Here is a 16,502-nt window from a genome sequence, read left to right as displayed (position 1 = left end):
AATAGAAAGGATTTTTTATATGGATAAACGTGTATATTTTTTAATGATTGTATCATTTATTGTAGGAATGGTGGAACTAATTATCGGTGGGATTCTCGATTTAATTGCTACAGATTTACAAGTTAGTCTAGGAAAAGCCGGATTTCTAATCACCATTTTCTCCCTTATATTTGCTATTGCAGGACCCGTTCTTTTAATCGCAACAGCAAACATAGAGCGAAAACGATTAACACTTTTTTCTCTATATATTTTCCTTGTGGGAAACATTATTACAATATTAAGTTCTTCCTATGGAATTGTTTTTCTTGGCAGAATCATTTCTTCAGCAAGTGGAGCACTTCTAATTGTTCTTTGTTTAGTAATGGCTCCAAGGCTGGTAGAACCAAAATATCGGGGACGGGCCATTGGGCTTGTATCGATGGGAGTAAGTGCCTCTTTAGTTTTAGGTGTACCACTTGGAATGATACTAGGAAATACACTCGGTTGGAAAGCTCCATTTATACTAGTTAGCTTATTAACTTTGTTATCAATTATCGGGGTTCACTTTTTCATGGAAAGAGTTACACCAAAGCCTTCTATTCCAATTAAACAACAAATCGTTACATTAAAGGATAGAAAAATTCTATTTGCACACATTACGACTTTTTTATTTTTAGCAGGACACACAGCCATTTATGCATACTTAAATCCTTTTTTACAATCTACAATGGGAGCTTCTGGAAACTGGATTAGCACCATTTATTTAATCTTCGGAATTGCCGCTGTGAGTGGTGGTGGTTTTGGTGGAACATTGGCAGATACATTCGGGGTAAGGAAAACCATTATGGGAGTAATCATCCTTTTTGCTGCAGCTATTTTCGCACTACCACATACAACATCAATATTACCAGTCTTTTTTATCGTCTTAATTATCTGGGGTGTGATGAGCTGGGCACTCTCACCAGCAATGCAAAGCTTTCTAATTGAAGCATCCCCCGATACATCCGATATTCAACAAAGCTTAAATAATTCTTCCTTACATTTTGGAATTGCTTTTGGGTCATTCATTGGAGGAATCGTCATTGAGCAAACTTCAGTAGTTCATAATGCAACAATAGGTGGGATACTAGTACTTCTATCCCTAGCTACTGCTGTTATTTCCATGTATAGCCGAAATGTTTTATCAAATAAATATCATGCACATTAGAAAGAATGGTTCATTGACCATTCTTTCTTTTTAGCATAATGGAATATTTTACATATTTACTTTATAATAAAGTGTAATTAACTCACTTACACAATAAAAATGATTAGTTAGATATATAAAGGAGATCCTTATGAAATTTTCTAGCCGTTTTATGAAATTTATCGGTGGTCGTGACTTAGTATTTGGTCTTATTATTCTTATACTGATTGGGATCACTATTTTTGTTTATCATAAAGTATCTTTTATTTTCAATCCTATCATAACCATTTTTTCTACTCTTTTACCACCAATTATCTTAGCATTTATTGCCTTTTATCTGTTAAATCCAATCGTTAATTTATTAGAACGACTGCGGATTAAAAGAATCTGGGGAATTATTATTCTTATTTTAGGGATAAGTGGGATTTTAACAGGGCTTGTTTTGCTTACAGCTCCTGTGATTGAAACACAGATAAAAGACTTAATACGAACATTTCCATCTTATTTAAATCAAATGGGAAAGGGAATTCAAGAATGGATGGAAACTTCCATTTTAGGTGATTACTATGATGAAGGATATCAATGGGTTATCGAAAATCTAAGTGATTTACCAAGTCAAGTTGGTGCTTATATAGGAGGAGCCTATGAAGGTGTTAGGAACTTCGCATCTACAGTGACTAATGTTGTTGTCGCCTTGATTACATTTCCTATTATCCTGTTCTTCTTATTAAAAGATGGAGGACGTTTTAAAGAATACTGCTTACATCTACTACCGCCTAAATTTAGAAAAGATGCGGATTATATTTTGAAAAATATGGACGAACAAGTGGGATCCTATATCCAAGGACAAATCATTGTCGCGTCTTGTATTGGTATTCTACTTTATATTGGCTATTTAATTATTGGTTTAGATTATGCGATTATTTTAGCTTTAACTGCTGCTATAACAAGTGTTGTTCCTTATTTGGGGCCGACAATTGCCATTTCACCTGCGATTATTATTGCGATTGTCCACTCCCCATTTATGCTACTAAAATTAGCGATTGTTTGGGTAGCTGTTCAATTTTTAGAAGGAAATTTCATTTCACCAAATATTATGGGAAAAACAATGAAAATTCATCCACTTACCATTATTATTGTTTTACTTGTAGCAGGGAATTTATTTGGTATCATCGGTGTTATCCTAGGTATACCTGGCTATGCTATAGTAAAAGTTCTTGTTCAATATATCTATGATAAATTTAAAATACGATATAATCGGTTTTACGGAAATGATTCTGGCCACTACAAGCTAAAAGAGAAATAAAGATATATGAAAAGCACAAAGTTTTTTGATGAAACTTTGTGCTTTCTTTACTTTTTATTAACAACCTTATCCATAACCGTCATCAAATCATCTGGCTTATGGAATTCAATTGGAGAGAACCCTTTTTCAAAATGAATGTTTTCTGCTTCGACAACAAGCACGTATCGACCATTTACTTTGGCTAAATGAACGATATCACCGAAGTCAGAAAGCATCGCTTTAATAGAAACATGATCCATCTTCATCTTTAACTCTACTTCTGGTGCGTGTTCCACAATCTCTGAAGTTGCTTCTACCACTTGCTCTGTTGTAAAACGTTCTTGTATTTCTCGTTTTGGTGTGACCGCCCATTCTTCCAAAGCTTCTTCTAGTTCTACCTTCTCATCTGTTTCTTCTGGATAGGTTTCATCAATATGTTCTTGTACCATATGAACTACTTGTGTCTTCACAATTTCTGGCATTGACTTTTCATATTCAACAAATTTAAGAAAATCCTCGAAATACCTTGCATGGGAAGCTTGATGTACTTTTACTTCTGCCTGGTCCATCATCCCTTCTTCTGGCATGTATGGATACTGAATGGATTTCATATTTTTCGTCGTAATAGCCATTTCCACCTGATGTATCAATGTTGCCTCATCTGTAATAGTAGCTACTTTCGGTTCAAAGTCACATTTTAAAATAAACAGAAATGGATCATCAAAGAACTTTGTTAATTTTGCTGTCGTGATAATAAACGCTCCACCTCGGACAGCACTCGTTTCTAAATACATTTCAGCTATCTTATTTGTCGCTTCACGGAAGGATTCAACAGAGTCGGCGAATCGTACCTTTGAGAATAAATTATAATTAGGATTAGAAGTTAATTCATGCCCAGGTTCGACTACAAATCGGCCTATCTTTGTTGGACTAGATTCTGATTTTCCATGGCGTTCGACCTTTCGCTTAACTATCTTTGCTAATTCTCCATCTAAGAAATCCCGTAAGGAGTTCATCTCATAATTTTCATGATCAAGTGTTTGATAATGTTTTAACTGTTTCGTGTCATCTTCTATTTGAATCACGTAAAATGATAAAAATTGTATATTAAAATCCAGTTTCATCACCTTCTATCCTTTTAAAGTATAAAAAAGAGCGGCCCTTTCGTCAATTTATTAGAATATACATATAGTTTAAATTGACTTCTAATCTGCTTTCCTAGATAATTACCTAGGTAACTATCTTGTTTCCCTGGAGTGAATCCAATTATGTTAGACGATTACCTTTTCCATCACTTCTTTCAAATCAATCGGCAACTTTCCAAACAACTAGATCGCCAGCTAGCACCACTCGGCATTTATCGTTCGCAATGGGCAATTATCTTTCTTCTAAAAGAATATGGACCTATTACACAGGCACAGATTTGCTATTACTTAAGTGTAGAAGCCCCAACAATTACCCGCACAATTTCTAGGTTAGAAAAAGCTGACTTGGTCGAGCGGAAGACTGGAATTGATAAACGAGAAAAGTTAATCCAGTTAACAAAAAAAGCCGAAAATACGTATCCAACATGGAAACAAGAAATAGAAAAATTTGAAGCGCGTGTTTTGGAAAATATTCCAAAAAAGGAGCAACAAGATATTCTAGATATTCTTCAAAAAATAAATAATAATTTAAGTAAGGGAGAGTGACATATTTGTCAAGACCGAAGCTGTGGACGAGAGACTTTTTAGGAATCTCGTTATCGAGCTTTTTTTTATTTTTACCGTTTTATATTTTAATGATTACTTTACCAATCTACACTATTAATGATTTAGGTGGGAACAAAGCAGAAGTTGGATTAATTGTAACTTTATTTTTAATCGCTGCTGTTGTTATTCGTCCATTTACAGGAAAACTATTAGATGTTTATGGAAAACGGGAAATGCTTTATTTTTCTTTAATCCTTTATCTTGTGGCAACCATTCTTTATTTAGTCACGTATAATTTCACATTATTATTGATATTGCGTGCGGTTCATGGAATTGGCTTTGGAATTGCTACCATTGCTCTAGGAACAATTGTTGCAGATATTCTACCTCAAGAACGCCGTGGGGAAGGAATGGGCTATTATGCGTTGTTTATGAATCTAGCAATGGTCGTCGGTCCATTTCTTGGATTAACCATTATTCAATTTACAACTTTTAAGATATTATTTATTATCACTTCCTTCTTTTCCTTATTTGCTCTTATTGCTGCAATGGTTCCGAAATTACCAAAAAAAGCACCCCAATCCTATCAAATTCCGGCCACCAAAAAAGGCTTCAAATTAGATGATTTAATAGAAAGAAAAGTGCTTGGTGTCACAATCATGGCTGGGATTCTTTCATTTTCTTATGCTAGTGTTTTATCATTCCTTTCCATTTATGCAATCGAAATCAATATGGAAAAAACAGCTAGCCTTTTCTTTGTTGCATATGCTGCATTATTAATTCTTTCCAGGCCCTTCTCAGGTAGAGCTTTTGACCAATATGGAGAAAACTTCATCCTCTACCCATCCATTGTCATCTACGGAATAGGTGTCCTTTTATTGAGTCAAACGACAAACCCTGTTACATTCTTACTTGCTGGTGGTTTAATTGGTGTCGGTTATGGTACGATTGGCCCAGCTATTCAAACAATCGCGATTAATAATGTGGAACCCCGTCGCAGAGGAGTAGCAACTGCAACCTTCTTTACCTTTTTTGATAGTGGAATAGGGGTTGGTTCCTTTGTATTAGGTATTGTTGCTGGGTATACTGGTTTAAGTAAACTTTATTTATATACTAGTATTTTTATTTTTATCAGTATAGGACTCTACTATTTATTACATGGAAAAAAGCAAAAGGAAGATAAACAAAAGATCAAAAGGGAACAAAAGAATCCACTTCAAAAAGAAGTATCACCGTAAAAATAAACACAGGGCATTTTCATATAAAAGCGATATGAAAATGCCCTGTTTAAAATTAAGCTATTTCCAAATCGTTTGTTGTCAGATACTATCGTAATAGATTGATAAAAGTTTCATTAAAAGTTAGAAATTAGTGTATTAAATATGGAGAAAAATATGATATGATATGGTCAAATTATGCTGAAAATATGAGAGGTACTAAAATTATGAAACAAAATCCTTTAATCACCTATCCAGAAAGACGAGAAATGAACCCACATTACCATGACTATGCAACTGCTGTAAAAAAGGTAAAAAACATTCTAAAGAAACATTTAAACACGGAAGTAAAACAATATCAAAGTGAGGAAGAGCTCCAATCAATCTTTGGAACAATCAAACAAATGCTTCAAGAAAATGATAAGGAAATAGAGGTAATAGCAAGTGTCTATGATCATGTCAGTACAGGAACTGTTTATTATACCTCTGAGGAAAATTACCGTGTTATTCCCTCATTAATAAATAATATCTTTTATTTTAAAAAGCATGGTGTAGCAATGGTTCGTATACCAATTTATCAAAATCATGAAGACTTCGAAGAGGATTTTATTTTTGCTAAAGATGATGAAAGTATGCTCCTCTTTTTACAAGATATGATTGAAACACAACGTCAATCTATGACACAGGGAATTACTATTTTCACAGATACGGATGACGGTGTTGTCCGTCACCGGGAAAAAATAACGAATCAAGTACCACGTGCGGATGTTCTTTTAAATGATGATATGAAAACAGATATTTTTCGCTCGATTGATGAATTCTTCTTAAAAAGTGGATCATTTTTCAAAAAATATGATATTCCATATAAACGGGGTATTCTTCTATATGGTACCCCAGGAAATGGAAAAACAACACTAGTGAAATCCATTGCCGGAAGTGTGTCTGCACCAACCGTTTATTGGCAAATCACAGAAAATACATCAAGCTATTCCATTCAGGAAGTATTCTCTACCGTAACGAAGATGGCACCGATGGTCTTGGTCATTGAAGATATCGAGTCCATGCCAGATTATGCACGGTCCGCATTTTTAAATGCTTTAGATGGTGCAACATCGAAAGAAGGTATCTTTCTGATTGGCACAACAAACTATCCAGAACAAATTGACCCTGCATTAATTAATCGTGCCGGACGTTTTGATCGTGCATATGAAATCAAACAACCAGATGATACATTACGAGAATTATACTTACGTAAAAAGGGATTAGAGAGATTTCTCGATGAAGGTGTACTCCATCATTTGATTCAAAAAACAAAAGGGCTTTCGATTGCTCAATTAAATGAAGTATATATGTCAATCGCTCTTCAGTGGCATTATGAAGAACCGATTAATATTGATAAAATTGTTGATGATTTATTGGAAAATCAACGTCGTACAGAAAAACAAGATTGGAATACAGATGATTACACCCATAAATTGGGGTTTTAAAGTTTAAGTTTAATGGGTGATATTAAGAATTGTGCATAAAGCTTTTTAAGTATACTCTTGCTAAATTATGTTTTATTTTGTGATTTAAGCACAAAAGTTCACAAAATGTTAAAATTTGAACACATTTTATAGCCCTTAAGAGTCATGAAGGCAAGGAAGGTCCATGCTATGATGGAATTGTGCCCATTGAAGAAAAGGAGATTTTTATGAAAAAATTTCTTTCTGCAGCCATTATTTTACTTATGATATTGTTTGGCCAAACAGTCTATGCAGCAGATGGAGAAACATCGTTACAATCCTTGATTAATCAAACAAAACCTGGGGATGTTCTAGAACTTCCACCTGGTGAGTATGTTGGTGGCGCCACGATTGATCAACCAATTCACATCAAAGGAGAAAAAGATGTTTCTATTCTTTCTGATGGGAAAGGACCTGCATTAGCCATTCAAACAGATCAAGCCGTAATAGAGAATATGACGTTCATTGACCAACGTACACCTACAGATGAAACAGTGTATATCAATGGGAAAAATAATGAACTAAAGGATCTCACAATCCAAACCAATGGAGTTGGAATTCAATTATATGAAGCACAAAATAACACATTAGAAAATATAAACATAACTGGAAATCAAGCAGTTACATTTGCGGAGCGAGGAAATGGAATCGATTTATGGGACTCCAACAATAATACAATCCAGTATTCCAATATATCTAATGTACAAGATGGAATTTATTTAGAAAAGAGCGAAGAAAACGCTATTTTCAATAACGAAGTAACTAACTCACGTTATGGTTATCATTTAATGTTTACAACAGGAACGAATATCCAGCATAATTATTCCTATTTCAATGTTAGTGGCATGATGATAATGGGCACAGAGGGAACAAATGTAGAAAATAATCACCTACAATATAATCAAAAAAGCATCCAGTCCATTGGATTACTATTATTTGATGTAAAAAAGGCTTATGTAGCCCATAACACCATTACAAATAACAAAATTGGTTTATTTGTCGAGAACTCTACCAACAATGAAATCACATTAAATAAACTAAAAGATAATTATGTTGGGACACAGTTTTTAAAATCAACTGATAATAATATGTACCAAAATGCCTTATTAGCAAATGTTGTCCAAGGGCAAGCAGAAAGAAGCTCCAATAATAAAACAAATGAGAATTATTGGGGAGATCACACAAGATTGGATACAAATGGAGACGGGTTTAGTAATTTAAGCTATACGGTTGACCCATTCTATTTGACCTTAACGAAGGAATATCCACCATATCAAATCTTCTTTCAGGCACCTGGTATGCACTTTTTAGAACAACTTTTTAATGCACCTACAGATCAATGGTTAACAGATGACAAACCTCTAATGGTAAACCCATTGGAGTCGGTTACAAATGAACAGACCTATTCACTCTATGTTCTTTGTTTTAGTTTGTTTTTATTATTTGTTAGTACGACAATTATATGGATGGGAGTTAAAAAACAATGAAAAAATCTCGTATATTTTTAATGATTTTAATCACATTAACATTTGTTATTTCTGCTTGTGGATCTGATAAATATGAAGCTGAAGCAATTGATGAGGAAAAAGATACTTGTGACGTATGTAGTATGGCTGTACCTGACAACCAACATGCTACACAAATTGTTCTAGAAGATGGTAAAGTGTTAAAGTTTGATGACCTTGGATGTCTATTTAAATGGAAAGATGAAAACGGTGAGGATAAAATTGGAGCAGAATTTGTTCGCGATTACAACTCAGAAGAATGGCTAGAAATAAAAGATGCAACATTTGCATATGATAGTGAATTTGAAACACCTATGGCATATGGTGTCTATTCATTCCAAGATAAAGCAGACGCTGAAGAATTAATCGACAAAGAAGGTAAAGGTGAATTAATGACAGCTGATGAACTAGCAGAACATAAGTGGGAAATGAATATGGATATGATGGATCACGGTGATCACGGTGATCACGATGAGCATGATGAGCATGAAGATGATAACGATCATGATGAGCATGATGATCACGAAGAGCATGATAGCCATGATGACGAGGACAAAGAATAAAATGTTAAACTTTACCCCTATTTCGATAGGGGTAAATCCATTTCTCCTTAGTAGCTTTATAGACTTATCATATGTATGAAACATAAAGGACTGATGATGATTGCATACATTAACGATTGCAAAACGTGAAATTAAACTAGGTTTTCGAAATTCTTGGACCTATTCTTTTCTTATCTTGTTATCTATTTTTACGGTTGCTATTTTATTATTACAATCAGGCGTAAATTCTACAGAAGGTTATACAGATATGACCGGAACAATGATGAATATGACCTTATACTTGCTCCCATTAATCACCCTTCTATTAGGAAGTGTATCCATCGCTGTTGAAAAAGAGACAGGGCATTGGGAGTTATTATCCACATACGCCTTATCAAAAACCTCCTTCCTTTGGGGAAAGTGGCTTGGACTAGCAGTTATTCTATTAACAATGCTCGCATTTAGTTTTGGTTTTGCAGGATTAATTGCCTTTTTATTTGGAAAAAGCTTTCCTTTAGAAACATTAATTTTCTTTTGGGTTTTTTCAAGCCTACTTGCACTTATTTATTTAGGAGTTTCTATTGCGATAGGAGCAATAGCAAAAAATCGTTGGCAAGCATTAATTGGTGGAATTGCCATATGGTTCATTACGATTATCATTTGGCCACTTCTTTTAATTAGTATTTTAAGTCTATTACCTTATTCCGTACTATACTTTATCCTTGAAATTAGTACTTTCCTAAATCCTGCAGAACTTGTACGTATCTTTTCCATGATGAAACTAGGTGCAGGCTCTGTATTTGGGCCAGAATACAATCAATGGGTCACATGGGTAAACGGCGCTTTCGGTACACCAATATTTATTGGAGTTGTTAGTATTTGGATTATTATCATGATTTTAATTGGTGCATTTCTTTGGGAAAGAAGGGATAGACGTGAGTAATCTTATCTTAGATGTTAAAAAAGTAGAAAAAACAATAAAAAATAAAACTATTCTTCACGAACTTTCTTTTCAATTAGCAAAGGGAAGAACACTTGCACTTTGTGGTGGGAATGGAGCAGGGAAAAGTACATTAATCCGAATGATTGTTGGCCTAACTCGTTCTACACAAGGAAATATTACTATTGATGGTCTCACAAGGAAGAAAAATGAAAAGAATTATTTATCTAAAATTGGCTATATGCCAGATGATTTTCAATTTCAACAGACTGTAACAGCAAAAGAAACGATTAATTTCTACGCTGCATTGAAAAAAGTAAAGCAAAGTCGGATAAAGGAAGTCCTAGAACAAGTCGGCTTAACAGAACATATTAATAAACAAATGGGTGCATTTTCCAAGGGGATGAGACAACGAATGTTATTGGCACAAGCCCTCCTAACCAATCCTCCTCTCCTCGTCCTAGATGAACCAACAAACGGCCTAGATCCCTTTTGGGTGAATACCTTTGGTGATATGATCTTAGAGGCAAACCAGAGAGGCCAAGGTGTCATTTTTTCTACACATGATTTACATGTTGCAGAAAGAATAGCCGATGAAGTCATTTTTTTATACAATGGAAAAGTCATGAGTAAAGGGCTTGTTCAAGACTATAAGGAAATTGGCCTCTATGAAACATTTCAACAATTACTACAACAAACTAACTAACGTACCCTTCTATCATCGCAAAGTATAGGATGATAGAGGGAATTATTCGTCTCCTTTTACATAGCCTTTTTCATATGCATATTTTGCTAATTGTACACGATTATTAAGATGTAACTTTTGGAATAGATTTTTCAAATGATTTTTCACCGTATACTCTGAGATTTCAAGTCCTAAAGAAATATCACGATTTGTATAACCTTGAGCAACCCATGTTAAAATTTCCCGTTCCCGTTTAGATAATACATCTCCTTCCACTTCAAAACGTTCCTGATGACTTGTAAATTCCTTTAACATTTCCTCGGCTAATCGTTTGGAAATAGGCGCTTGACCTGCTACAACTGCTTTCAAATAAGTAATCCATGAATCATTTGTTACTGTTTTCAATAAATAACCTTGAGCACCGTTTTTAATCGCTTCAAAAAGGTTAGTAAAATCATCCGAAACCGTGACAACGACAATTTTTACATATGGGTAAGTTGCCTTTATTTGACGTGTTACTTCTAATCCGCTTACATCTGGTAAATGAATATCCATTAATATTAAATCAGGCATCAATTCGGCTACTTTTGCACTTACTTCCTTACCTGTTGCCACTTCACCAACAATATAAAATGATTGATCTGTTTTTAAGATTTCACGAATTCCTTGTCTTGCCATCGGGTGATCATCAACAATCAAGACACGTATTAATTTCCCCATCATTCCACCCCTTCGTTATTTCCTAACTATTTGATTGAAATAGCACAATAGTCTTATCGTCTTTTCGGATTAATTCCATTGTCCAATCAATTCGCTCACAACGATCTTGCATCATTTCAATTCCGTAGCCATCCTTTTTTTGTAAATTTCTTTTTATAAAACCTTTCCCATTATCAACAATACGAAGCTGTTTCTTACTTGATTGAATAGTAAAATCAATCCATACGTTTGTTGCTTCTGCATGTTTATGAATATTCATTAAAGCTTCTCCAAGGCATGATGATATTTCTACCTTTTCTTTTGTTGATATATATTCCTCTTCGATATCTACCTTTTTTGTCACCTTAACACCAGATTCACTCTCAAATGTGTCAATTTGTTTATGAATGGCATCAAGCCAAGGCTCGTCCATAACATGTGGAGGTAATTTTAAGTGATTAATTCCTTGCCTTACATAATCATGAATATGATGGATGTTTTGCTTTAAATCATGAAACAACTCCCTATCCTTTTCTTTTACCTCTAAATGATCGAGTTGCTGTACTTTAATCGACAAAAGAAATAATGACTGAGCTAATCCGTCATGAAGCTCACTTGCAATTCTTTCTCGTTCTTCTAACATAGCCCGTTCTGCTCTTTCACTTCGTAATTCCTCTTGGATACATTCCATTTTCTTAAAAAAACGTGTTAACAATGTAAAGGTAACAAATAGCACAATAACCGGAGTAAGCCAGTTCCCTAAATCCATGGATATGTATGGTAATAAATATTCATGGCGGATATATTCCCATAATCCAACCGTTACTGTCGGAATAAGTAAAATGAGCGTTTTTATTTGTTTATATGTTAATTTACTCCCCTTCCGTTTCTCATCCATCGAACGATTCCCCCCCAGAAAACTGATTGTCTCATTCTATTATAATCGAACAACACAGAATTCACACAATAGAACCGCAATGAAAAACACATCTTCTTATAAAAAAAGCAATCCTCAAATCGGATTGCTTTTCATTAGCCATGATTATTCGATATTTTTTCTATCTTTTCCGGTTAAAATTCAAAAATGTTTCATTTGCAAAATTACCATAGAAGTGCTTAGTACCTTCAATCAATAGGATTTTATTTGTTTTCTTCGCTTTGTGATTTTTCTATATCTGCCTCATCTGCGAATTCTACTTGCAATTCCTTGAGTGTACGAAAATCCCGAGTTTCCACAGGTTTATCTGTATCAGAAAATAAATGTAGCATATATCCATGAACAAATAATTCACTACAAAAGAAGAAGAATGCTGCAAAAAATGCCATTGGAATAACGGGATACCCTGTTCCAATAAAGAAATTTCCTAAAAACCAAAACATCACAAATGCTAAACCGAAATCTAATACTAGTGCTACGACATTTCCAAACCATTTAAAAAGGAAGAGATCGCCAATAACATAGGAAACAGCTGTTGTTAACAGAGAAATCCAAAACAAGTTTACGATTGGCATATGGTCAAAAATTCCAAACATGGATAACACAATAACAAAGATAACCGCAAATTTAATACCTAATATTTTCATATGTTCCATACAATACCATCCTTATTTCTAGTTTGTATTAGTATGAACAAAAACAGGAAAATTATAACTTATACAAAAGTGAAAATTAAATCAGTGAGGAGTTTCTTCGTCCCCACTGATTGTTAGTACCGTAAGACATGAAAATAAAGGCCCTAGAACGATCGGACGTTTGACTTGCTGCCACCCCCACTTATAATTCTTGATTTCCTTGAATTCTTGAAATGTGGCCTTACAGAAAGTTAACCTGCGATAAAATTTACACAATTTCCAAAAATAAGTTGCTTTTTAATCAGAAATGTATTATTTTTTCCATAACCATTGCTTTTATTAGCTATTTAACGGTATAATGTCCTTTATAGGTAAACATTTGTATTTATAACGGGAACAAAAAGGGGATGTGAAGAATGTCTGAAACAATAGGGGTTGGTATCCTCGGTTTAGGTGTAGTCGGTTCTGGTGTAATAAAAATGATTATGGAAAATAAAGAATCACTCTACCAAAAAACAGGGAACCACCTATCCATTGAACGTATATTAGTGCAAGATAAGGCGAAAGAACGGGATATAGAAATTGATTCTGAAGTACTGACAACTGATGCCAACGATGTGTTAAATCATGCAGATATTGACATTATTATTGAAGTAATTGGTGGTGTTGAAGAAGCTAAACTTCATATTCAGCAGGCATTAAGAAATAAAAAACATGTTGTTACAGCTAATAAAGACTTAATTGCACTTTATGGTCCAGAATTACACCAACTCGCGAAACAAAATGGATGTGATCTCCTTTATGAAGCAAGTGTTGGAGGAGGTATTCCGATTATTCGAGGTCTCAACGATGGACTTGCGGCAGATGAAATTAAAGAAATCATGGGAATTATTAATGGCACAACAAACTATATTTTAACGAAAATGGAAGAATCAGCCGTTCCCTTCAAGGAAGCTTTAGCTGATGCTCAAGAACTTGGATTTGCAGAAGCAGATCCAACAGCAGATATTGAAGGACTTGATGCAGCAAGGAAAATGTCAATTCTATCCAGAATAGCCTTTTCAACGAATGTCAAGCTTTCTGACATAGAAACAAATGGGATAAATAATTTATCTTTAGTCGATTTAGAGTATGGAAAACAATTAGGATATACAATGAAACTAATTGGATTAGCGAAGTCTAATAATGGCACGATAGAAATAAGTGTCCAACCGACTTTCATTGCTAAAGGTCATCCATTAGCCGGAGTAAAAGACGAATATAATGCAGTTTATGTAAGAGGAAAATCTGTAGGAGAAACGATGTTTTATGGCCCTGGGGCTGGTAGCCTACCAACTGCCACCGCCATTATGTCTGATGTAATAGAGGTAGCAAAGAACATTCAACTAGGTGTTAATGGAAAAACAATTATCGAAGGTCCTTCAAAGAAAGGCATGACACCACCAAATGAACAATATAGTCAATTTTTCCTTCGATTGCATGTAAAAGATGAAGTCGGAAGCTTCGCTCATATTTCACAGTTATTCCAGGATATGGATATTAGTTTTAAACGCATTTTACAAACACCCATGAAGAAACAACAAAGTGCTGAAATCATTTTAGTAACACATCATACATCTTTAGAAAACTTCATGAATGCTATTTCGAAATTACAAGATATGGATGTCTTAAGAAGTATTGAAAGTTACTACCGCGTAGAAGGAGAGGTAGAAGAATGAATTGGCCCGGATTATTACAATATTATAAAGACTATTTACCAATAAATGAAAATACACCAATATTAACTTTACATGAAGGAAATACACCACTAATCCACTTTTCCAATCTATCTAATAAACTAGGAATTGAACTATATGGAAAAGTAGAAGGGATAAATCCAACTGGCTCCTTTAAAGATCGTGGCATGGTTCTTGCCGTTGCTAAGGCAATTGAAGGAGGTAGTAAAACAGTTATATGTGCTTCTACCGGAAATACATCTGCATCTGCTGCTGCCTATGCAGCAAAAGCTGGAATCAATGCTTGGATTGTTATTCCAAAAGGAAAAGTTGCCATGGGGAAACTTGCTCAAGCAATTATGTATGGAGCAAAAATAGTAGAAATTGAGGGAAACTTTGATGATGCCCTTCAAATGGTACAAAAAGTAAGTAAAACAACACCAATTACACTTGTTAATTCAGTGAATCCATATCGGTTAGAAGGTCAGAAAACAGCTGCATTTGAAATCTGTGATACGCTAGGGAAATCCCCAGATATCCTATCCATTCCAGTTGGTAATGCGGGAAATATTAGTGCCTATTGGAAAGGATTTAAGGAATATGACGAGAAAAATAACACTGGTCTTCCCCAAATATTCGGTTTCGAAGCAGAAGGTGCAGCAGCTATTACAAAAGATACCGTTATTCAAGAACCTGAAACCATAGCAACCGCCATCCGAATTGGTAATCCAGCAAGTTGGCATTTAGCTGTAGATGCAAGAGATGAATCAAACGGAATGATTGACGCTGTATCAGATGAACAGATTCAAGAAGCATTTCAATTACTTGCAAAAACGGAAGGTGTTTTCGCGGAGCCTGCTTCATGTGCTTCCATTGCAGGGATAATCGAACAATGTAAATTAGGAAATATCCCTTCTGGCAGTAAAGTTGTTGCAGTTCTTACAGGAAATGGTTTGAAAGACCCACAAACAGCAATAGATTCCTCACATATCGAATCTTTTTCGTTACCAAATGATGAAGAAACAGTTACTTCATTTTTGAAAAACGAGGTATTGAAATGAGGTCTTTTCAAATCATTGTTCCTGCTACTTCTGCAAATATGGGGCCAGGATTTGATTCAATCGGTGTATCCCTTAATCGCTATTTAACTTTACAAATCGAACGAAATGATACATGGGAATTGATACAGACTTCCTCCCTTTTACCTAAGGTTACTCATTACAAGGAACATTTTATTTATCAAACAATCAAGCAAATAAGTGAATTATATGATTTGGAACTACCGCCATGCAAACTAACAATTAATAGCCAAATCCCCTTAGCTCGAGGACTAGGAAGTAGTGCATCTGCTATTCTAGCTAGTATTGAACTAGTCAATAAAATAGGAGATTTACATTTAACAAAGAATGAAAAACTAGAACTTGCTACGGGGATTGAGGGCCATCCAGATAATGTTGCTCCTGCATTATTCGGAGGCTTTGTTCTTAGCTTGCAAAAAGAAGATCATACAATCGAAGCATTACAATTACAAAAAATCCCACTTGATGTCGTTACATATATTCCTAGTTTTGAGCTAAGTACAGAACAAGCTCGTTCTGTTCTACCATCCCATTACGATAGAAATGTAGCAACTCTAGGAAGTGGAATCAGTAATATGATGATTGCATCTTTAATGATAGAAGACTATGAACGCGCTGGTCAGTTTATGGAACAGGACATTTTTCATGAACCCTTTCGAAAAAAGTTACTACCAGACTATGATATGATTCGTTACGAAGCAAAACAAAATGGTGCTTATGGAACTATCATTAGTGGAGCAGGACCAACGATGATTTCCTTTGTATCACCAAATAAAAGCAAAGAAATCACCCGTAGAATGGCAAAAGTCCTTCCAAATTATCAAGTGGAAGCATTACAAATCGATTACGACGGGTTACGCGTTTTATAAGTACTTCCCAATATAAAAACCTGACATACCAAA

General features: G+C 34.7%; 16 protein-coding genes. 12 read left to right on the top strand and 4 right to left on the bottom strand.

Translation table 11 applies throughout. The features are described from left to right. Positions 1–19: 19 nt before the first annotated feature. Positions 20–1,186 carry an MFS transporter gene (locus FHP05_RS10880; RefSeq protein ID WP_147668151.1) on the top strand — a complete coding sequence of 389 codons (1,167 nt, stop codon included), beginning with the start codon at positions 20–22 and terminating at the stop codon, positions 1,184–1,186. A gap of 130 nt (positions 1,187–1,316) precedes the next feature. Next, positions 1,317–2,471 carry an AI-2E family transporter gene (locus tag FHP05_RS10875; protein ID WP_147668149.1) on the top strand — a complete coding sequence of 385 codons (1,155 nt, stop codon included), beginning with the start codon at positions 1,317–1,319 and terminating at the stop codon, positions 2,469–2,471. A gap of 47 nt (positions 2,472–2,518) precedes the next feature. On the opposite strand, the gene FHP05_RS10870 is transcribed toward FHP05_RS10875, so the two are convergent. Beyond that, the gene (locus tag FHP05_RS10870) at positions 2,519–3,568 is read right to left on the bottom strand and encodes a DUF3900 domain-containing protein (protein ID WP_147668246.1); all 1,050 of its coding nucleotides are present in this window, start codon (positions 3,566–3,568) and stop codon (positions 2,519–2,521) included. Positions 3,569–3,718: 150 nt separating this feature from the next. On the opposite strand from FHP05_RS10870, the gene FHP05_RS10865 reads away from it, so the two are divergent. From FHP05_RS10865 to FHP05_RS10835, 7 genes are all read left to right on the top strand, one after another. Beyond that, positions 3,719–4,141, top strand: a complete 423-nt coding sequence (locus FHP05_RS10865; protein ID WP_147668147.1) for a MarR family winged helix-turn-helix transcriptional regulator — start codon at positions 3,719–3,721, stop codon at positions 4,139–4,141. A 5-nt stretch (positions 4,142–4,146) separates the two neighbouring features. Then, a complete protein-coding gene (locus FHP05_RS10860) occupies positions 4,147–5,379 on the top strand; it encodes an MFS transporter (protein WP_147668145.1) in 1,233 nt (410 codons plus the stop codon). Between the two features lie 206 nt (positions 5,380–5,585). Then, positions 5,586–6,845 (top strand): ATP-binding protein, encoded by a 1,260-nt coding sequence (locus FHP05_RS10855; RefSeq protein ID WP_147668143.1) that lies wholly within the window; start codon positions 5,586–5,588, stop codon positions 6,843–6,845. A gap of 206 nt (positions 6,846–7,051) precedes the next feature. Further along, positions 7,052–8,350 (top strand): right-handed parallel beta-helix repeat-containing protein, encoded by a 1,299-nt coding sequence (locus FHP05_RS10850; RefSeq protein ID WP_147668142.1) that lies wholly within the window; start codon positions 7,052–7,054, stop codon positions 8,348–8,350. Then, positions 8,347–8,931, top strand: a complete 585-nt coding sequence (locus FHP05_RS10845; RefSeq protein ID WP_147668140.1) for a nitrous oxide reductase accessory protein NosL — start codon at positions 8,347–8,349, stop codon at positions 8,929–8,931. Before FHP05_RS10850 ends, FHP05_RS10845 begins: the two co-directional genes overlap by 4 nt. 100 nt (positions 8,932–9,031) lie before the next feature. Next, positions 9,032–9,853 carry an ABC transporter permease gene (locus FHP05_RS10840; protein WP_147668138.1) on the top strand — a complete coding sequence of 274 codons (822 nt, stop codon included), beginning with the start codon at positions 9,032–9,034 and terminating at the stop codon, positions 9,851–9,853. Continuing rightward, complete coding sequence (locus tag FHP05_RS10835; RefSeq protein WP_230973988.1) at positions 9,846–10,556, top strand: ABC transporter ATP-binding protein; 711 nt, start codon at positions 9,846–9,848, stop codon at positions 10,554–10,556. The genes FHP05_RS10840 and FHP05_RS10835 overlap by 8 nt, the downstream gene beginning before the upstream one ends. A 42-nt stretch (positions 10,557–10,598) precedes the next feature. On the opposite strand, the gene FHP05_RS10830 is transcribed toward FHP05_RS10835, so the two are convergent. The 3 genes from FHP05_RS10830 to FHP05_RS10820 form a co-directional block, all read right to left on the bottom strand. Continuing rightward, the gene (locus FHP05_RS10830) at positions 10,599–11,255 is read right to left on the bottom strand and encodes a response regulator (protein WP_230973987.1); all 657 of its coding nucleotides are present in this window, start codon (positions 11,253–11,255) and stop codon (positions 10,599–10,601) included. A gap of 22 nt (positions 11,256–11,277) precedes the next feature. After that, positions 11,278–12,132, bottom strand: a complete 855-nt coding sequence (locus FHP05_RS10825; RefSeq protein ID WP_147668135.1) for a sensor histidine kinase — start codon at positions 12,130–12,132, stop codon at positions 11,278–11,280. A 242-nt stretch (positions 12,133–12,374) separates the two neighbouring features. Beyond that, a complete protein-coding gene (locus FHP05_RS10820) occupies positions 12,375–12,827 on the bottom strand; it encodes a DUF2512 family protein (RefSeq protein ID WP_147668133.1) in 453 nt (150 codons plus the stop codon). Between the two features lie 395 nt (positions 12,828–13,222). Here FHP05_RS10820 and FHP05_RS10815 point away from each other — a divergent pair, with 395 nt between their 5' ends. The 3 genes from FHP05_RS10815 to thrB are packed head-to-tail and all read left to right on the top strand — an operon-like array spanning position 13,223 to position 16,469. Further along, positions 13,223–14,524 (top strand): homoserine dehydrogenase, encoded by a 1,302-nt coding sequence (locus FHP05_RS10815; RefSeq protein ID WP_147668131.1) that lies wholly within the window; start codon positions 13,223–13,225, stop codon positions 14,522–14,524. Next, the gene (thrC, locus tag FHP05_RS10810) at positions 14,521–15,582 is read left to right on the top strand and encodes a threonine synthase (RefSeq protein WP_147668129.1); all 1,062 of its coding nucleotides are present in this window, start codon (positions 14,521–14,523) and stop codon (positions 15,580–15,582) included. The genes FHP05_RS10815 and thrC overlap by 4 nt, the downstream gene beginning before the upstream one ends. After that, on the top strand, positions 15,579–16,469 hold the full coding sequence (gene thrB, locus FHP05_RS10805) for a homoserine kinase (protein WP_147668127.1): 891 nt from the start codon (positions 15,579–15,581) through the stop codon (positions 16,467–16,469). Before thrC ends, thrB begins: the two co-directional genes overlap by 4 nt. The last annotated feature ends 33 nt before the right edge of the window (positions 16,470–16,502 follow it).

Origin of the sequence: Cerasibacillus terrae (genome assembly GCF_008039555.1) — a bacterium.
In the GTDB taxonomy this organism is placed as follows: Bacteria; Bacillota; Bacilli; order Bacillales; family Amphibacillaceae; genus Cerasibacillus; species Cerasibacillus terrae.
Note: the sequence above shows the minus strand (reverse complement) of the source record. Positions and strands in the feature narration are given on the sequence as shown.

What these genes read in the sequence shown, in the direction of transcription:
- FHP05_RS10880 (WP_147668151.1), top strand. Translation starts at nt 20, where the DNA reads ATGGATAAACGTGTATATTTTTTAATGATTGTATCATTTATTGTAGGA.
- FHP05_RS10875 (WP_147668149.1), top strand. Translation starts at nt 1,317, where the DNA reads ATGAAATTTTCTAGCCGTTTTATGAAATTTATCGGTGGTCGTGACTTA.
- FHP05_RS10865 (WP_147668147.1), top strand. Translation starts at nt 3,719, where the DNA reads ATGTTAGACGATTACCTTTTCCATCACTTCTTTCAAATCAATCGGCAA.
- FHP05_RS10855 (WP_147668143.1), top strand. Translation starts at nt 5,586, where the DNA reads ATGAAACAAAATCCTTTAATCACCTATCCAGAAAGACGAGAAATGAAC.
- FHP05_RS10850 (WP_147668142.1), top strand. Translation starts at nt 7,052, where the DNA reads ATGAAAAAATTTCTTTCTGCAGCCATTATTTTACTTATGATATTGTTT.
- FHP05_RS10845 (WP_147668140.1), top strand. Translation starts at nt 8,347, where the DNA reads ATGAAAAAATCTCGTATATTTTTAATGATTTTAATCACATTAACATTT.
- FHP05_RS10830 (WP_230973987.1), bottom strand. Translation starts at nt 11,255, where the DNA reads ATGGGGAAATTAATACGTGTCTTGATTGTTGATGATCACCCGATGGCA.
- FHP05_RS10825 (WP_147668135.1), bottom strand. Translation starts at nt 12,132, where the DNA reads ATGGATGAGAAACGGAAGGGGAGTAAATTAACATATAAACAAATAAAA.
- FHP05_RS10820 (WP_147668133.1), bottom strand. Translation starts at nt 12,827, where the DNA reads ATGGAACATATGAAAATATTAGGTATTAAATTTGCGGTTATCTTTGTT.
- FHP05_RS10815 (WP_147668131.1), top strand. Translation starts at nt 13,223, where the DNA reads ATGTCTGAAACAATAGGGGTTGGTATCCTCGGTTTAGGTGTAGTCGGT.
- thrC (WP_147668129.1), top strand. Translation starts at nt 14,521, where the DNA reads ATGAATTGGCCCGGATTATTACAATATTATAAAGACTATTTACCAATA.
- thrB (WP_147668127.1), top strand. Translation starts at nt 15,579, where the DNA reads ATGAGGTCTTTTCAAATCATTGTTCCTGCTACTTCTGCAAATATGGGG.